The organism is Pseudomonas sp. YuFO20 (assembly GCF_035064975.1).
GTDB classification, from domain to species: Bacteria; Pseudomonadota; Gammaproteobacteria; order Pseudomonadales; family Pseudomonadaceae; genus Aquipseudomonas; species Aquipseudomonas putida_AE.
The window spans coordinates 1-17,292 of record NZ_JAXDEO010000047.1; the positions used below are offsets into that span (position 1 = coordinate 1).

Annotated in this window: 18 protein-coding genes; 5 read left to right on the top strand and 13 right to left on the bottom strand. The window is 59.3% G+C overall.

The window, feature by feature from the left end; all coding sequences use genetic code 11:
• Positions 1-108: 108 nt before the first annotated feature.
• The 8 genes from SOP85_RS23265 to pnuC all read right to left on the bottom strand — a co-directional run bounded on the left by SOP85_RS23265 (position 109) and on the right by pnuC (position 7,007).
• Complete coding sequence (locus SOP85_RS23265; RefSeq protein WP_274075854.1) at positions 109-1,389, bottom strand: hypothetical protein; 1,281 nt, start codon at positions 1,387-1,389, stop codon at positions 109-111.
• 46 nt (positions 1,390-1,435) lie between these two features.
• Complete coding sequence (locus SOP85_RS23270) at positions 1,436-2,182, bottom strand: hypothetical protein (protein WP_274075853.1); 747 nt, start codon at positions 2,180-2,182, stop codon at positions 1,436-1,438.
• 33 nt (positions 2,183-2,215) lie between these two features.
• Positions 2,216-2,896: a C39 family peptidase gene (locus SOP85_RS23275; protein WP_274075852.1), complete on the bottom strand. Its 681-nt coding sequence runs from the start codon at positions 2,894-2,896 to the stop codon at positions 2,216-2,218.
• A 62-nt stretch (positions 2,897-2,958) separates the two neighbouring features.
• Positions 2,959-4,527 carry a heme utilization protein gene (locus SOP85_RS23280; protein ID WP_323628345.1) on the bottom strand — a complete coding sequence of 523 codons (1,569 nt, stop codon included), beginning with the start codon at positions 4,525-4,527 and terminating at the stop codon, positions 2,959-2,961.
• A gap of 51 nt (positions 4,528-4,578) precedes the next feature.
• Positions 4,579-5,151, bottom strand: coding sequence for an adhesin (locus SOP85_RS23285; RefSeq protein WP_274075850.1), 573 nt, complete (start codon positions 5,149-5,151; stop codon positions 4,579-4,581).
• A 1-nt stretch (position 5,152) separates the two neighbouring features.
• On the bottom strand, positions 5,153-5,590 hold the full coding sequence (locus SOP85_RS23290; RefSeq protein ID WP_323628379.1) for a hypothetical protein: 438 nt from the start codon (positions 5,588-5,590) through the stop codon (positions 5,153-5,155).
• Between the two features lie 332 nt (positions 5,591-5,922).
• Positions 5,923-6,447: an AAA family ATPase gene (locus SOP85_RS23295; protein WP_323628346.1), complete on the bottom strand. Its 525-nt coding sequence runs from the start codon at positions 6,445-6,447 to the stop codon at positions 5,923-5,925.
• Positions 6,444-7,007, bottom strand: coding sequence for a nicotinamide riboside transporter PnuC (gene pnuC, locus SOP85_RS23300; protein ID WP_323628347.1), 564 nt, complete (start codon positions 7,005-7,007; stop codon positions 6,444-6,446). Before pnuC ends, SOP85_RS23295 begins: the two co-directional genes overlap by 4 nt.
• 288 nt (positions 7,008-7,295) lie before the next feature.
• Between pnuC and SOP85_RS23305 the strand changes: the two genes are divergently transcribed.
• Both SOP85_RS23305 and SOP85_RS23310 read left to right on the top strand, forming a co-directional pair.
• On the top strand, positions 7,296-8,126 hold the full coding sequence (locus SOP85_RS23305) for an undecaprenyl-diphosphate phosphatase (RefSeq protein ID WP_274075847.1): 831 nt from the start codon (positions 7,296-7,298) through the stop codon (positions 8,124-8,126).
• Positions 8,123-8,551: a DUF1294 domain-containing protein gene (locus tag SOP85_RS23310; protein ID WP_323628348.1), complete on the top strand. Its 429-nt coding sequence runs from the start codon at positions 8,123-8,125 to the stop codon at positions 8,549-8,551. The genes SOP85_RS23305 and SOP85_RS23310 overlap by 4 nt, the downstream gene beginning before the upstream one ends.
• On the opposite strand, the gene SOP85_RS23315 is transcribed toward SOP85_RS23310, so the two are convergent.
• Both SOP85_RS23315 and SOP85_RS23320 read right to left on the bottom strand, forming a co-directional pair.
• On the bottom strand, positions 8,552-8,911 hold the full coding sequence (locus SOP85_RS23315; protein ID WP_274075845.1) for an MmcQ/YjbR family DNA-binding protein: 360 nt from the start codon (positions 8,909-8,911) through the stop codon (positions 8,552-8,554).
• Complete coding sequence (locus tag SOP85_RS23320) at positions 8,908-9,816, bottom strand: LysR substrate-binding domain-containing protein (protein ID WP_323628349.1); 909 nt, start codon at positions 9,814-9,816, stop codon at positions 8,908-8,910. The genes SOP85_RS23315 and SOP85_RS23320 overlap by 4 nt, the downstream gene beginning before the upstream one ends.
• A 130-nt stretch (positions 9,817-9,946) precedes the next feature.
• Between SOP85_RS23320 and SOP85_RS23325 the strand changes: the two genes are divergently transcribed.
• Together SOP85_RS23325 and SOP85_RS23330 are read left to right on the top strand one after the other, a co-directional pair.
• Positions 9,947-10,558, top strand: coding sequence for an FMN-dependent NADH-azoreductase (locus SOP85_RS23325; RefSeq protein ID WP_323628350.1), 612 nt, complete (start codon positions 9,947-9,949; stop codon positions 10,556-10,558).
• Positions 10,559-10,727: 169 nt separating this feature from the next.
• Positions 10,728-11,765, top strand: coding sequence for an alpha/beta hydrolase family protein (locus tag SOP85_RS23330; protein ID WP_323628351.1), 1,038 nt, complete (start codon positions 10,728-10,730; stop codon positions 11,763-11,765).
• Here the strand turns inward: SOP85_RS23330 and SOP85_RS23335 are convergent, their stop codons facing one another.
• A complete protein-coding gene (locus SOP85_RS23335) occupies positions 11,766-12,953 on the bottom strand; it encodes an MFS transporter (protein ID WP_274075841.1) in 1,188 nt (395 codons plus the stop codon).
• Positions 12,954-13,221: 268 nt separating this feature from the next.
• The gene (locus tag SOP85_RS23340) at positions 13,222-14,808 is read right to left on the bottom strand and encodes an ABC-F family ATPase (RefSeq protein WP_274075840.1); all 1,587 of its coding nucleotides are present in this window, start codon (positions 14,806-14,808) and stop codon (positions 13,222-13,224) included.
• 494 nt (positions 14,809-15,302) lie between these two features.
• On the opposite strand from SOP85_RS23340, the gene lpxO reads away from it, so the two are divergent.
• Positions 15,303-16,202, top strand: coding sequence for a lipid A hydroxylase LpxO (gene lpxO / locus SOP85_RS23345; RefSeq protein WP_323628352.1), 900 nt, complete (start codon positions 15,303-15,305; stop codon positions 16,200-16,202).
• 100 nt (positions 16,203-16,302) lie between these two features.
• Here the strand turns inward: lpxO and ku are convergent, their stop codons facing one another.
• Entirely contained in the window at positions 16,303-17,163 is an 861-nt protein-coding gene (ku, locus tag SOP85_RS23350; protein ID WP_274075838.1) for a non-homologous end joining protein Ku, read from the bottom strand.
• Positions 17,164-17,292 lie beyond the last annotated feature (129 nt).

The window sequence follows — 17,292 nt, forward strand, 5'->3', positions numbered from 1 at the left end:
TCCTACATGGGAATACGTTCACCTTGTAGGAGCTGCCGCAGGCTGCGATCTTTTGCTCTACAACAAAGCCCCGTTGCGATCGAAGTCGCAACGGGGCTCTGTTTTGGTTCAGAAGTAGTACGGGAATTTCAGGCTGAAGGAGAAGTCTGGCGAGTCGTCGGTCAGGCCAATGGCCAGGTTGGGCACGATCGTCAGGTTGTCGGAAGCTGCCAGGGTCATGCCGATGTTGAAGTTGGCCGAGTTGTAGTCGCTGTTGGAGATCGATTGCCAGTCGCCGCCGTCCGGCTTGATCTTGCTCTTGCGGGCAAACTGGTCGGTGAAGGAGAACGACATACTCATCTTCTCGTTCAGGGCAAACGCAATACCGGCGCCAACTTGCCAGGAATCGCCCAGTTTCACGTCCCCGGGCACCTTGGTGTTGACCGTAGGGCTGATGTCGCTGAAAGAGTCCTCCATGTTGTAGGTGTAGGCCAGGCTGCCGAACAGCACGGCCGGGTCGAAGGTCTTGACCAGCGAGATACCCGGGGTGATCGCCCAGACACCGTTGCCGGTCGGCAGGTCCTCGGGGACCGCGAGGTTATCGTTGCCAGGCACCTCGACCAGCTTGATGCCGTAAGGGTCATCCCCGGTCGGCGCCTTGACGCGCAGGGTAACCACCGCGTCGGGCAGGTTGGCCGACTCATCGAGGAACTTGTAGGCAACGCCAACGTTGATATCGCCGATGTTCGGGTCGCGGGTAACGGTTTCGTCTGAAACCCCGTTGGCTGCGCCACCGGCGCCACCGGATGAATACGTGGATTCGCGGTAGATCACGGGGACGTTAATGTCGAACTGCCAGCGTTGCGCCACGTTATAACGGGCGGTCAGGTCCAGGGTCCAGTTATCCGACTTGATACGGTCGAGGTTGATGTTGCCAAGGAAAATCGAGTCCAGTGCCAGGAAGCCGTTGAGCGTCAACGCACGGGTATCGTAGTGGGTGTAGGTCAGGCCGGTTTCCACGCTGAACTTGCCGCCGCCGAAGAACCCGCTGGCTTCGTCGTACAGGTTGGACACGCTCTGTGCTGGTTCCGAGTCATCCTTGAGCGACTGGCCGTAGGAACTGCCGGTGGTTCCAGGCGCGCCGGCAGCCACCGTCTGGCCACTGTTGGGCGATTCGGCGGGGGATTTGGTCAGGCGTTTGGGAGCAGGTGTGGCCGGTGCTTCTTCGACTTGGCGAACGCGCTGCTCGAGGACCATCAGCGCGTTCTGTTGTGCTTCGTACCGCTGTTTCAGCTCCATGAGTTCTTGTTTTAGTGCTTCGACCTGGGGATCCGGTGCTGCGTAAAGCAATGAAGCCGGGGCCAGGCTACTCAAACAGACAATAGCTCTGAACGTTAACATTCGGTGCATGGGTTAGCCGTCCCTTCTGACTACATTTGATGAGACTGAGCGTAGATCAGAATCCTTGAGTGCGAAGACCTTTAAGCTGGTCGAGATTCCCGTTCAGAGAGCCGGCTGTTGCCACGTTGTCACGCAGCACGACATTGAGGGACGTGAGGTTCCTCACCTGGTTGCTGCTGCCGAGCAAAGTGGTGTTCTGCATCAAGCCACCCTGGGCCAGGCGTTGTACGGTACTGCCTTGGTTGTTGTTGGCCACGATGTTCATTTGCACACCCGTACCGCTCGAGGAAACGCTGAGCGAGCCCGCCCCATTGGAACCTACCAGCGTCGAGCCCGCGGCCAGGGCCTGGCCTTGCGGTTGCATGGCTGGCGCCTGGTTGGCCTTGGAGACGTTGATATCAACGTTGTTATAGGCGCTGTTGTTGTCGCCGGCAGCCCGCACGACCTGGGTGACGCCCTCGGTGCTGTTGAGGCCGGCGCCGCCCGTGACGGTGCCGGTGCCGGCGCTTTGGGTATGCGCCGAGCCATAGCCTTTTTCGTCGATCATCGTCACGTAGAACTGTGGCTTGATGGTCGATTGCTGAATTTGCATCGAGGACGTCGCGCCGATCACCTCACCGTTGGCATTTTGCCAGGTGCTGCTCATGGCGATGCCGAAACTGATGATCCGCCCCGGCATGACATAACGGCCGCGCAGGCTTGCCAGTTCCTGGTCATTCAGTTCAATGGGTTTCAACAGTTCCGCATGGGTCGGCAGGCTGGCGGCCAGGCAAACCACGGCCAGCCAGATTGGAGTCTTCATTGGATACTCCCGGAGCATCGTGCTCCATTGTTATTAGAAGAAGTCGCTTTGGATAAATCCGAAATCCATTAACTCAGCGTCCTGCACCGGGCTGAAGGCGTTGACGCGGTTCTTGGCGGTCAGAGGCAGCGGCGGGTCGAGCAACGCATTGGTTTTGTCGTAGCCCTGGCCGATGACGGCAAAGATGATGCCGTTCCAGCCTTTGGTGAACTCGTCGACTTTGTAGCGTTTATGACCGAGTACCGGATCGCCGATGTAGACCCAGCCTTTATGGACTCTTTGCATGACCACAAAATGTTTGTAGCCACGGACATCCATCAGTACCACCACCGGGATCTTGATCTCGTTCAGGGTTTCCGTCGCTACCCGATAGCCACGGGCGCGCATGCCGAGACTTTCCACGTAGCGCTTCATGTCGAGCATGGAAAAGCCCTGGACGCGGACAAGGTCCTGATCGGAGTGTGACAGCATGCCTTCGATGATCTGTTCTTCGTCCACGTCAAGCCAATAGGCCTGGCGCAAGATGGTCGCCAGCGCCGCGGCGCCGCAACTGAAGTCGGTTTTCTGTTGCACCAGGTCGGAAAATTTGCGTTCGCGTACGCTCTGGATCGGTTTGTACACCAACCCGCCACCCGGTAGTACGGACAGCGGCAGTTGTGCAGCCTCGACCACACTGGCCACGCAAAGCAAAATTGCCAAGGCGATAATACGCATGGTGGGGACGCCTTCTGGTTGGGTTGAAAAAGGCCCCCGGAAGGGGGCCTCCACAGACAGCATTAGAACGATTGGTTGGAGATGGCCAGCGAGTTGCTTTGTTGGTTGCCCACACCAGCAGCCACGTTGACACCCAGGTTGCCGCTGCCACCGTTCACCGAACCGCTCAGGGTTGCAGTGTTGGTCACAGGGTTGGCCCAGCCAGTTGGAGTCAGCACTTGATAAGAGTAGGTGTTGCTCAAATCATAAGAGCTGCTTTCACTGTAGCTTTTCGCTTTGTCGTACGCAGATTCGGCCGACTTGCTGCCCGATTTATCGTACGAGGACGCGGTCGATTTCTCGAACGAAGCATCGAACGCTTTCTCGAACGACGATTCGCGAGACTTGTCGTACGAAGACTCGGCCGAACGGTCGTACGAGGAGTCGCGCGAACGGTCGTACGAGGAGTCGCGGGTACGGTCGAACGAGGAATCGCGTGAACGGTCGAACGAGGAGTCGCGCGAACGGTCGTACGATCTGTCTACCGCTACGTCAAGGGTTGCATCAAGCGAAGCGTTGACCGATGCATCGGAACTGCTGCTGCGGGTGCGATCGCCAAAACCGAAGTTGACGGTAGTGGAGTTGGAAGACGCAGCTTCAGCGTCCAGCGTAGCGCCCAGGGAAGCAGTCAGAGAAGCGCTCGAAGAACCGCTGGCAGTGCTGCTGTTGGAACCGCTGGCAGTGCTGCTGTTGGTACCGCTGGCAGAGCTGCTGTTGGAACCGCTGGCAGAGCTGCTGTTGGAACCGCTGGCAGCGCTGCTGTTGGAACCGCTCGCAGCGCTGGCGGTAGAACCGCTCAGATCAATGCTAAGCGAACCGCTGGCATCAGAGCTTTTGGATCCGGCCGCGGCCCAGCTCGAAGAACTGCTTTGACTGCCGCTGGCTTCGAACGACTTGTCAAACGAGGCACTACCAGACCGCGTATTGGTAACGGTGATCGTATCAACACGGTAGGTCCGATCGGCAGTGTTGTTCACTGTCAGGCCAGGACCGCTTTGGTTGGCGGAGGCGGTGGCTCTTGCGCTACCCAGTGGAGCATTGGTATTGGCAATTGCCATGGTGTTTTTCTGTTGGTTCAGATCGCCACCAGCAATGTTGACACCCACGTTACCGCTGCTGCCGTCGGCGGATCCACTCATCACGGCAGAGTTGGTCACGCCAAAGTTGCTGACGCGGTTATTGTTGCTGATTTGCGTGACGTTCGCGGTGGCAGTGGCCGTGCCGAACACGAAGCTGTTATCGATCGCGGCGTTGTCGGAGGCTGCGTTGGCGATGGCGGCGGCGTTGTCTTGCTGGTTGCCGGAACCTGCCGCCACGTTGACGCCGACGTTACCGCTCGCGCCTGCGGCCGAACTGCTCATCTCGGCCGAGTTTTCTACCCCTTCATTCCAGATGCGGTTGCCGGTGCTGCTCTGTCTGTCCGTCGCATTGGCAGTCGCGCTGATGGGGACCATCCTTGCAGGAGGGGTTTGTTGTTGGCCACCATGGTTATGGTGGTTGCCACGCCTATCGTTTTGCCCAGCTTGTACAGCAACAGCCATGACCGCAGCAATTGCGAAAACCAGAGGCTTTAATGCCATCGAAGGTTTCATGGTGATTCTCCGTACTTATTTTAGGTTAAGTGTTGTTGTTACCTATTTGGGTCAATCCACGACCCGTACGCTCAGGGTGTTGGCCATTCGGTTTCCCACCCCGGCGCTCTGATTCAACTGAATCACCCCACGGCTACCGGTGAATGCCTGGTCACTGGTAGTGACCTGGCGATAGCCGGGTGCAGAGTCAGTTGGATCGGAGTTGTAGAGCAGCGTCACGTTCTGTTGCATGAGGACGCTGTCGTCGATACTTTGCGGCTGCTCACTGGTGCTTATGCGCAGCGCATTGGCTTGCTGGTTGCTGGCGCCCGCGCTCTGGTTGACGCCCAATGCGCCATTGCCATGGCTGAAGGAGTCGCCTTGAATACTGGCGTGGGCATCGATCCTGGGATCGACAATGGTGCGCAACCGTTGGCGAATATCCGTGGTCGCGCTGGCGTCACGGCCAATGGCGAAGGCCCTGGCGTTCGCCTGTTGCTGCAAGTCGCCGGCTGCCTGGTTGACCCCGACGTTGCCCTGGTACTGCGCGCCCGAATTGTCGATGGTGGCGTTATCAATGACGGGGGATTGGGCGAAGGTCGATGCACTGCAAAACATGGCGATCATCAGCAGCGTACGATTCATCTTAACGGTCTCCCGTTATGATTCTGAGGGCACCCAGGCCCTGCTGGACGTTGGAGTTGACCATGTTGGCAATGCCGCTGCCGGAGTTGCCCGACCGCCCGGCGGGAAGGTTTGAAAGCTGGTTCTGGGTGCTGATGTTGCCGCCCAGGTTGTTGGTGTTTTGCGTGACCAGGCGGGAGATGCCTGCACCACTGGCGACGCCGGCAAAGTCCCCGTCGCTCAACTCGTTGGTTTGAGCGAGGACCTGTTTGGACGGGTTGGCGTTGACAGTCGTGGGGTTGGGATCGGGAACGAGCGGCGGAATCGTTGCGTTGCGTACCTGGACATCGCGTTTGATGATGATGATCCCGTTGTCCGCCTGGACAGGCAGGCAAGCCATTGAACTCAGAGCGCATCCGACCAGCAGGAGACTATGGATGTTGTTATGAAATTTCCCCACGGCGGCAATTCCTTCTGTAAGTGGAACGCTGGCCCTTATCAGCGTTGCGAAGGAAGAGAGCAGAAGCTGTGCCGGTTTTTGCTTTTCTATTGAAAACAGTGGCTTGGCTTTAACTGTTGAGGTGGAGAAAAACACTTTGTAACGCCCCTGAGACAGAAGCACGCAAAAGTGCCGTCCTTGCTGGCGGCATTGCTCGCTGAGGGCGTTTAAGGCAGGTTGTATCAGTGGCTTAACATTTTCTGGTGAAAATGCTCGAATCGCTCTAGCTCGCGGGTTTTCGCTGGGGAGGGTGTTTCAGGAATGGACATTTCCGGCAGGGCGGGGCCGTCCTGTCAGGCCTTGAGCAAGCGCGTTACAGCCTCGAATGCCGCGTCCTTGCGCTGTTGCCAGTCACCTTGGACTATCTGGTAAGGCTGGCGATGCAGGTCAAGCCACTGGCGGCTGGCCTGGAAAAACGCCTGGCGTTCTGCCAGCTGCGGTTGGCAACGCTGCCCATCGTCGTGCCAGGCCACGGTTTCCGGGCTCAGCAGCAGATGCAGGTCGTAGTGCCGTACCTGCAATGCCTGCTCAATCCACACCGGGCAAGCGCCAAACAAGGTGCGGCTCCAAAGGATGTTGCTCAACAGATGCGTATCGAGAATCAACAGGGACGGCTGTTGGGCCCGTGCCTGATCTTCCCAAGACAGCTGGCCAAGTGCTATTGGTGTGATGTCTTCGTAGCAGGTTACTCGGGCTTCTTTTTCGATGAAATGCCGAACGTACTCGCCGACCAGTATGCCGCCGAAATTGGCGTGAATCTCGTTTGATAGCCAACTTTTGCCGCTCGATTCAGGTCCTGCCAAAACCAACACCTTCATGGGCACAACACCGGATCGCTGCGCCATGTGCGCCAGCCTTGTATGGCCAGCAGGGTGAACAGGCCATACAGGGCAGCCGTCAGGTACATCCCCTTATAAAGGAACAGGCCGACGAACACACAGTCCAGGACGATCCACAGCGGCCAGCACTGCAGGCGTTTTTGCGCCATCCACCATTGAGCCACCAGGCTGAAGGCCGTGAGGGCAGCATCGAGCCAGGGTTGCGCGGCATCGGTCCAGTGCGCCATGGCGGCGCCCAGCAACAGACTGCCCAGCGCGCCCAGGGCCAGCCCCGACGCCACCGCAGGTGCGTCCAGTCGGCTGACTTCGCGCCCGTGGTGGGCCTGGCCCGCGCGGGTCCACTGCCACCAACCGTAAACTTGCAGCCCGGCATAGATCACTTGCAGCAGCATGTCGGAATACAGCTTGACCTCGTAAAAGATCCAGCTATAGATCAGCACCATGACCAGGCCGATCGGCCAGCACCAGGGGTTCTGTTTGACCGTCAACCAGACGGCAATGACGCCGAGGGTGGCGGCAAACAGTTCAAGCCCGGACATGCAGGTTCCTTGGAGAAATCGAAGAGGGGCGCGATTGTAACCGGATTATGGCCGAGAGGCTTGTAGCAGCGGGTGCCTTCGATGCCGACTGCACGGCAGCGTAAAGCGCACTTGTCTGCTAGGATTTCATCCCGCACGCAAAAACCTGAAATCAAACTGATTTTTCACGAAACTCGCGACGTTTTTTGCGTAGGCTTGTGCGCGCGGGACTCAACGACGCTGATGACAGTAAACGGCTTTGAATAAATTAACGGGGCATGCGTCGACGCATGGCCTTTTGGGGGATTGATGGATCTTTGGACGGCCTTTCAGGCTTTGATTCTTGGCGTTGTAGAAGGGCTGACGGAGTTCTTGCCCATTTCCAGTACCGGGCACCAGATTATTGTCGCCGACTTGCTCGACTTCGGTGGCGAGCGGGCCATGGCGTTCAACATCATTATTCAGCTCGGCGCCATCCTGGCGGTGGTGTGGGAGTTTCGCCGCAAGATCTTCGACGTGGTCGTCGGCCTGCCGACGCAGCCAAGTGCCCGGCGCTTTACCGCCAACCTGCTGATTGCGTTCCTGCCGGCGGTGGTACTGGGGGTCATTTTCGCCGACCTGATTCACCACTACCTGTTCAACCCGATCACGGTGGCCACGGCCTTGGTGGTGGGCGGGGTCATCATGTTGTGGGCCGAAAAGCGTCAGCACGAAGTGCATGCCGAAAGCGTCGATGACATGACCTGGAAAGACGCCCTGAAAGTCGGCCTGGCCCAGTGCCTGGCGATGATTCCGGGTACCTCGCGCTCCGGCTCGACGATCATCGGCGGCCTGTTGTTCGGCCTGTCGCGCAAGACCGCTACCGAGTTTTCCTTCTTCCTGGCCATGCCGACCATGGTCGGCGCGGCGGTGTACTCGGGCTACAAGTACCGCGACCTGTTCGTACCGTCTGACTTCCCGGTGTTTGCGGTCGGCTTCGTCACTGCGTTCATTTTCGCGATGATTGCGGTCAGGGGCTTGCTCAAGTTCATCGCCAGCCACAGCTATGCGGCGTTTGCCTGGTACCGCATTGCATTCGGCTTGCTGATCCTGGCGACCTGGCAGTTCGGTTGGGTCGACTGGACCGCCGCCAAGCCATGAACGATACCCGCGCGCGCAACGACGCCGGACGCCAATCCGGGGCAGGCATCCGCCATCTGCGCCTGAAACTGCTGGTGTTGGCGATGTTGTGCGCGCTGCCGCTGTTCGGTTCGATGTCGTTATGGCTGCAGGGGGTTTCGCTGATTCCCATGGCGGCCTACTGCATCGTCAGCGGGCTGGCGTTCCTGCTGTACTGGAGCGACAAGCGCAAGGCGCGCGCCGATCAAAGGCGTATCCCGGAAAACGTCCTGCATGCGCTGGAGTTCGCTGGCGGCTGGCCGGGCGCCTTGCTCGCGCAGCAAGTGTTTCGACACAAGACGCGCAAGCTGTCCTTTCAAGGGGTGTTCTGGATCATCGTGCTGCTGCACCAGGTGTTCTGGATCGACCGGCTGTTCCTCGGCGCGCAGCTGTTCTCACTGTTCTGATCAGAGCAACAGCCCGACCTGGGTGCGCTTGGGCAACTTACTGACGACAAGCTGATGGGAGCGCCGTAGCAAGCCTTGCAGTTCCTCGGCGCCGAGCGGGTAGGGCGTGGCCATGATGATCCATTGGGCCCGCGCCAGATAGGGCGCCGGGTGAATGCCCGGGCGGTCGCAATGACCGAGAAACAGGTCCTTGTCGACCTTGAACGCCAGGGAGTCGCCGCGCAGGTTCTGCAAGGCGAACATCTTGGTACCGGCAATCGAAAACACCCGCACGCCACCCCATTTGTAGTCTTCCCGCGCACCCGGCAATGCCAGGCAGAAAGCCGCCACGTCGGCCTCGTTCATGCGTCCTGCCTTCATATCAAACGGTCCCCACAGGCATTGAAGGTTTCGATCAGATGGTCGAGCCAGGCACGCACGGCCGGCATCACCCCGCGTCGGTGAGGGTAGACCGCCTGCAACCAGCCCCCGGGCAACGACCACTCGGGCAGTAACTGTACCAGTGAGCCATTGGCCAGTTCCTGCTCGCAATACATCATAGGCAACGTGGTGAACCCCTGGCCGGCGAGGGCGCAGGTCTTGCGCACTATGAAGTCGTCGATGCCAAGTCGCGCTTCAAGAGCCAGGTCATGTTTCTTGCCCTGGCGATCGACCAGGCCAATGTGCACCAGGCGATCGGGCTCGAGGGCGCCGAGCACCGGCAGGTTCTTCAGGTCATCGGGGAGAGTGATGTCCAGTCCCTGGAGAAACGCGGGGCTGGCGACCATCAGCATCTGCGCCTGACGCAGGCGGCGGGTGACCAGCAGCGGATCTTCATCACCCGGCTCGCGTACGCGCAACGCGACGTCCACGCCTTCGGTCACCAGGTCGACGCGCCGATTGACCAGCATCACCTCCAGCTGTACCTGGGGATATTTCTCCAGGAAGTTGCTGATCACCCTCGGGAGCATTTCATGGGCCAGGCCGACCGGGGACGATACCCGCAAGCGCCCGCGTGGCTCGCTGGACATGCTGGCCACGGCTTCGTCAGCCATTTCCGCTTCCAGCAGCATTGCCTGGCAGTGGCGCAGATAACGTTCGCCCACGGCGGTGAGTTTCAGCTGGCGGGTGGTGCGTTGCAGTAGCCGCGCACCCAGGCGCTCCTCAAGTTCAGCAATGCGCCGTGACAGTCGCGACTTGGGAATCCCCAGCAAACGCCCGGCGGCCGCGAAGCCACCGGCCTCCACGACTTTGGCGAAGTAATAGAGGTCGTTCAGGTCTTGCATGGCACTTTCTCGATCGTTCTATCAGTGGGACAAACTATCGCATTGTTGCAGCCTAATCAGCTATTGGTTTCGTCTGTAGGATTGTTTCCATCAGATCGCCCTGGAGGCGATCCTCACCTGGAGATCCCACATGAAACTGCTGCATATCGATTCGAGCATTCTTGGTGACAACTCGGCTTCCCGTCTGCTGAGCGGCGAAGTCGTCAAAGCCTGGCAAGCCGCCGAGCCGTCCACCGTAGTGACCTACCGTGACCTGGCTGCCGACGCCATCAGCCACTTTTCCGGGGCCACCCTGGTTGCAGCAGGTACCGCCGCTGAACTGCGCAATGCCGCCCAACAGCACGAAGCCGAGCTGAGCGCCTCGACCCTGGCCGAATTCCTCGCCGCCGATGCCGTGGTGATTGCCGCGCCGATGTACAACTTCACCATCCCGACCCAATTGAAAGCCTGGATCGACCGCATCGCCGTTGCCGGCCAGACATTCCGCTACACCGAAGCCGGCCCTGAAGGCTTGTGCGGTGGCAAGAAAGTCGTGATCGTTTCGACTTCCGGTGGCCTGCACGCCGGCCAGGCAACCGGTGTTGCCCACGAAGACTACCTGAAGGTCCTGTTCGGTTTCATCGGCATTACCGACATCGAATTCGTCCGTGCCCACGGCCTGGCTTACGGTGACGAAGTGCGTGGCAAAGCCATGAACGACGCCCAGGCGCAAATCAGCGAGCAGCTGTTCGCCGCCGCGTAAGGCTTGCGTAAACACCCATTGCCGCTGCAGGCAATTCCCAAAAAACTCTGTATTCTGATCACGCAAGTGGCAGATGCGGAGTTTTTTGTTTCTGTCTGTTGCAAATTGTGGCCCGAGTTATGCAGTTGAGGCTTAACGTCTCTGTTCCGGTAACAAGGTGGGGCATCCCATGGTGCGTCTTTGTGCAGGTTTACTGATCTGTCTGCTCGCCAGCCTGAATTCAGTGCACGCCGCGCCTGCGCCGCATCCGCACTGGAGCGTCGGTTATCACGAACTGAGCTTTCTCGACCCGCTCGACTTGCAACCGATGCGTGCCATTGCCTTCTATCCTTCGAGCGCCAAGGAACACACCAGCCTGCTTGAGGGGTACAACGTCGAAGCCGGCGAAGACACCAAAGTCGCTATCGGCCGGTTTCCGATGCTGCTGCTGTCCCATGGCAACACCGGCACGCCGCTGGCCCTGCACGACCTGGCCACGTCCCTGGCCCGCAAGGGTTTTGTGGTGGTGGCGGTGATTCATCCGGGCGACAACTCCAAAGACCACAGCCGCCTCGGCACCTTGAGCAACCTGTACGGACGGCCGATCCAGATTTCCGAAGCCATTACCGCGACGCTGGGCGATCCCATGCTGGCACCCTTCGTCAATGCCGAGCAGGTCGGGGTCATCGGTTACTCGGCAGGCGGCGAAACGGCGTTGATACTGTCCGGCGCGACCCCGGACCTGGATCGTCTGCGCCGTTACTGCCAGGAGCGCCCGGACGACCGTGATGCCTGCAATACCCAGGGTGAACTGATCGTCGACCGCGACGATTTGCAGCCGGTGGCCGACCCACGGGTCCATGCACTGTTGCTGATGGCGCCGCTGAGCCTGAAGTTCGGCCGTCATACCCTGGCCGATGTGCATGTTCCGGTACTGCTTTATAGTGGCGATGGCGACCAGCTGGTGGCGCCCGACAAGAACGCCGCGGCACTGGCGCGCAAGCTGCCCGTCGCCCCCGACTTCAAGCTGCTCGCCGGGGCCGGGCACTTCGTGTTCATGGCGCCGTGCAATGACGAACAAATCGTCATCATGCCGGCCCTGTGTACCGATGCAGAGGGCGTCGATCGCGCGGACATTCACCGTAGCCTGATCTCGGAAGCCGGGCGTTTCTTCTCGCGCACCCTAGGCAAACCGACGCGGGCGGGGATGCAGACCGCCGATCAGTAATCAGGTCGTTGCACGGTGCTTGAGCAAAAGGGTCAGGCCCAGCGCACACACCGACAACAACGCCGCACTGAAGAAGATCCACGCGTACCCCAGGTTCAACGCCACTGCGCCCATCAACGGCCCGGCAATCGCCAGCGCCAGGTCGAAAAACACCGCATAAGCGCTCAGGCCGGCGCCTCGGCTGGAGTTGGGCACCTGCTTGATCGCCTCGACGCCCAGGGCCGGATACACCAGCGACAAACCGAAACCGGTCAGGCCGGCACCGATCAAGGCATAGCCGGTCGAAGGCGCCAGCCACAACAGCACCAGGCCGACGGTCTCGATGGACATGCAGGCAACGGCCGAGGTGAAACCGCCAAAACGGCTGATGCTGGAAATGAAACACAGCCGCGCCAGGATGAAGCACACCCCGAACACCGTCAGGCAGTACGCCGCGCCGCTCCAGCCCCGGTTGACGTAATACAGGGTGATGAAGGTGGTGAGGGTGCCGTAGCCGATCGAGGCCAGGCTCAGGCTTGCACCGAATGGCGCAATCCGTCCGAACACCGCCCAGAACGGCAGCCGCTCACCGCGTACCACTGGCACCGACGGTTTGTTGCGAATCAGCAGCAAAGCCAACAGGGCCAGCACCGACAGGGTGATACCCAGGCTGGCAAACCCCAGCTGCCCGACCATCACCACCCCCAGCGGCGCCCCGATGGCAATGGCACCATAGGAGGCGATGCCGTTCCACGAGATCGAGCGCGCGGTATGTTCGGCGCCTACCTGGCCCATGCACCAACTGATCGTGCCGACCCCGATCAGCCCTTGGGCGATGCCCAGCAACAAGCGTCCGGCGATCAGGATCAACAGGCTGATCAATGGAAAGCTTTGCAGCAAGGTCGACAACAAGGTCAGCCCGCCACTCAAGACGATCCCCGTCAGGCCGTAGATGATGGCGCGCTTGGTCCCGACACTGTCGGACATGCGCCCGGCCATGGGCCGGCTGAGCAGGGTGGCCAGGTATTGCGAGCCAATGGTCAACCCGGCGATAACGGCACTGAACCCGAGCTGCTCATGGACATACCCCGGCAACACCGCAATCGGCAGGCCGATGCAGATGAAGGCGATGAAGGTATAGAAAACGATGGAAACGATCTGCAGGGTGATCGCCATGGAGCTTTGTGGTGGCTGTTCTTGCGCAGACATGAGGGCTCGTTCGCGGGCGGCGGAGGGAGAACAGCATGATGGCGCGGCTGTGGGATAAAAGGAAGCAGGCTAACTAATTATCGCTGTTCTTGAAGGCCTCTTCGCGAGCAAGCCCGCTCCCACATTTGGAATGCATTCCCCCTGTGGGAGCGGGCTTGCTCGCGATGGTCTCGACACCACAGAAAATCATGAGTCTGAATACAAAAAGCCCCGTCACAAAGGACAGGGCTTTAACTTGCAGCTTGCAGCTAGAAACTAATAGCTGCTTTTAGAACACCACACCCTGGCTACGCAGGTAATCGTCATAGGTACCGCTGAAGTCGGTCACGCCGTTCGGGCTCAACTCGATGATGCGGGTGGCCAGGGACGACACGAACTCACGGTCGTGGCTGACGAAGATCAGCGTGCCCGGGTAGTTTTCAAGCGCCAGGTTCAGCGCTTCGATGGATTCCATGTCCAGGTGGTTGGTCGGTTCGTCCATGATCAGCACGTTCGGCTTTTGCAGGATCAGTTTGCCGAACAGCATGCGACCTTGCTCACCACCGGAGATGACCTTGACCGACTTGAGGATCTCGTCGTTGGAGAACAGCATGCGACCCAATGTACCGCGAATCATCTGCTCGCCCTGGGTCCACTGACCCATCCAGTCGAACAGAGTCACGTCGTCTTCGAAGTCGTGCGCGTGATCCTGAGCGTAGTAGCCCAGCTCAGCGGCGTCGGTCCACTTGACGCTACCGGCATCCGGGGTCAGTTCGTTGACCAGGGTGCGCAGCAGGGTGGTCTTGCCGATACCGTTCGGGCCGATGATCGCCACGCGTTCGCCGGCTTCAACCTGGAAGCTGAAGTCCTTGAACAGTGGCTTGCCGTCGAAGCCTTTGGCCATGCGCTCGACGATGACCGCCTGACGGTGCAGCTTCTTGTTTTGCTCGAAACGGATGAACGGGCTCACGCGGCTCGAAGGCTTGACCTCGGCCAGTTGGATCTTGTCGATCGCCTTGGCGCGGGAAGTGGCCTGCTTGGCTTTCGAGGCGTTGGCCGAGAAGCGGCTGACGAACGATTGCAGTTCCGAAATCTGCGCTTTCTTCTTGGCGTTGTCCGACAGCAGTTGCTCGCGAGACTGGGTCGCCACGGTCATGTACTCGTCGTAGTTGCCCGGGAACAGGCGCAGCTCGCCGTAATCCAGGTCAGCCATGTGGGTGCATACGCTGTTCAGGAAGTGACGGTCGTGAGAGATGATGATCATCAAGCTGGAACGCTGGGTCAGAACGTTTTCCAGCCAGCGGATGGTGTTGATATCCAGGTGGTTGGTCGGTTCGTCGAGCAACAGCACTTCCGGATCGGAGAACAGCGCCTGAGCCAGCAATACGCGCAGTTTCCAGCCTGGGGAAACTTCGCTCATCGGGCCGAAATGCTGCTCGATGCCGATACCCAGGCCCAGCAACAGTTCGCCAGCACGGGACTCCGCGGTGTAACCGTCCATTTCGGCGAATTCGGTTTCCAGCTCGGCCACGGCCATGCCGTCTTCTTCGGTCATTTCCGGCAGCGAGTAGATGCGATCGCGCTCGGCCTTGACCTTCCACAGCTCTTCGTGACCCATGATCACGGTGTCGATTACGGTGAATTCTTCGTAGGCGAACTGGTCCTGGCGCAATTTACCCAGGCGCACGTTCGGTTCCAGCATGACCTGGCCGCCGGACGGATCAAGGTCGCTACCGAGGATTTTCATGAAGGTCGACTTGCCGCAACCGTTGGCGCCGATCAGGCCGTAGCGGTTGCCCGCGCCGAATTTGACCGACACGTTTTCGAATAGCGGCTTGGCGCCGAACTGCATCGTGATGTTAGCTGTAGAAATCAAAGGTTTTTCCTGCGAAGCATTCAGAGTAGCTAGGGTTGCGGCAGTACCGAATCAGTACCCGTTTCCGTCATTCGGATCACGGGAAATGCATCCCGGTCAGAAGCGGAAGATCCATCTGGCAATAAGTGGACAGCAGCATATGGAGCGCTTGGCCCGAGTCGAAGTGCGCTGAGGCCGGGATCGTTCCCGTCATCAACCAAGGGGGGCGCGTAAAGTTTGGCGGCGATTGTACTGGTCTGGCTCTTTAAACGATAGGGCAATAAGGCCGCACCGACGCATTGCCGGTATCAACGGACAGATTTTCACATTTGAAAGCTAACAATTGGTTACAGGCGATGGCTAAAATACCATCTTTCACTTGATGCCGAACGTCGGCATCGGCTCAAGGACGGGTCATCGGGCCCGCTGTTTGGTTTTCAGACGCTGCACAAGCCCCACAGGCCGTTGGCCGCCAGGGGGCGCAGTTTGTTCACCTCTGACGTGTGACGATTTCCGTGAAGCTCATCATTGCCGCTGTGTACCTTGTTTCCATCGCCTATGTCCACCTGCGCGGTCGCGTGCGCCACAAACTGGGCCGTCAACTGAGCGACCACTCGACGTTCCTGGCGCCGATCAATTGCTTCCTTTATCTGTTCTCGAAGATCCCCAACAGGCCGTTTCTCAACCCGGCGGATTTTCCCGACCTGACGCCGCTGCAGACCCACTGGGAAGAAATTCGCGCCGAAGGCCAGAATTTGCTGAAGGCGGGGGAAATCAAGCGCTCCAACGATTACGACGACGTTGGTTTCAACTCCTTCTTCAAGACCGGATGGAAGCGCTTCTACCTCAAGTGGTACGGCGACAGCCACCCCTCGGCCATGAAACTCTGCCCGCGCACCACCGAACTGGTGCAGGGCATCGGCTCGATCAAGGCGGCGATGTTCGCCGAGTTGCCGCCGGGGTCGAAACTGGTTCGCCATCGCGATCCGTATGCCGGTTCCTATCGTTACCACCTGGGCCTGGAAACGCCCAATGATGCCGGTTGCTACATCAATGTCGATGGCGAGAACTATCACTGGCGCGATGGTGAGGCGGTGATGTTCGACGAAACGTTTATTCATTACGCGCAAAACACTACCCAGCAGAACCGCATCATCCTGTTCTGCGACGTTGAGCGCCCGATGAAATACCGCTGGGCGGCGGCGTTCAATGGCTGGTTCAGCCGCAATGTCATGTCGGCTGCCGGTGCGCCGAACGAGGCGGGGGACAAGACGGGTGGGATCAACCGGCTGTTTGGCAAGATCTACAAGGTTCGCCTGCACGGCAAGGCGTTGAAGAAGCGCAATCGCAAGCTGTATTACCTGCAGAAGTGGGCGTTTTTTGGTGGGTTGCTGGCGATTTTTGTTGTGATCTGAGAACGCCTTCGCTGGCAAGCCAGCTCCTACAGAGATTGGCGGTGCACACAAAACCTGTAGGAGCTGGCTTGCCAGCGAAGAGGCAGGAACATCCAACACATTACTTGCTGACTTTCTTCCTTGCCGCCGGCTTGGTCGTCGACTTGGGCTTGGCAGGCGCCTTGGCCGCCCCCTTGCCCCCCAGGCTGCGCTTGAGCAACTCGGTCAAATCAATCACATCCGCTGTCTTACGCTCCTCTTCGCCCGTGGCCGTTTCAACATCCTCGATCTTGCCTTCATGGGCTTTCTTGTCCACCAGGGCCATGATCTTGTCTTCGAATTCGTCCCGGTAATCCTCCGGCGACCACTCGACACTCATGTCCTGCACCAGGCGCTTGGCCATGTCCAGTTCGCCCTTGGCCAGCTCGGCCTTTGTCACATCGGGGCCCAATGCCAGTTCGTCCAGGCTGCGAACCTCCGCCGGCCAGCGCAGTTTGACCAGGACCATGGCCTTTTCCAGCGGCATCAAGGCCGCCAGGTACTGGCGGGTATGCAGCACCACGCGGGCGAGCGCGACTTTGTTGGTCTTGGTCAGGGTTTCGCGTAACAGGGCGTAGACTTTGCCTCCGCGTTTGTCCGGTGCCAGATAATAGGGCGTGTCGATGTTCTGCAGCGGGATCTGCTCGGCGTCGACAAAGGCAAAGATATCGATGGTCTGAGTCGACAGGGGATGCGCCGAGCGAATTTCTTCTTCGCTGAGCACCACGTATCGGCCTTTTTCGTACTGCACGCCTTTGACGATGTGCTCCTTGGTGACTTCCTTGCCGGTGACCTTGTTGACGCGCTTATAGCCCACCGGGTCCATGCTGCGGCTGTCGAGCCAGTCGAAATCCACCCCTTGGGAGGACGTCGCCGAGACCAGCGCCACAGGAATATGCACCAGCCCGAAACTGATCGCGCCTTTCCAGATTGCCCGTGCCATGGTCGTCTTCCCGAAAGTGATGATCAGGTGACCTTGGGCTCTGCGCAAAAGTTTCAGCGGGCTGCGGCCCGGTCCAGGCCGCGCATCAACTTCGTGTTACATCTTGCCGGCAAGGTTTGTGTTAACAAA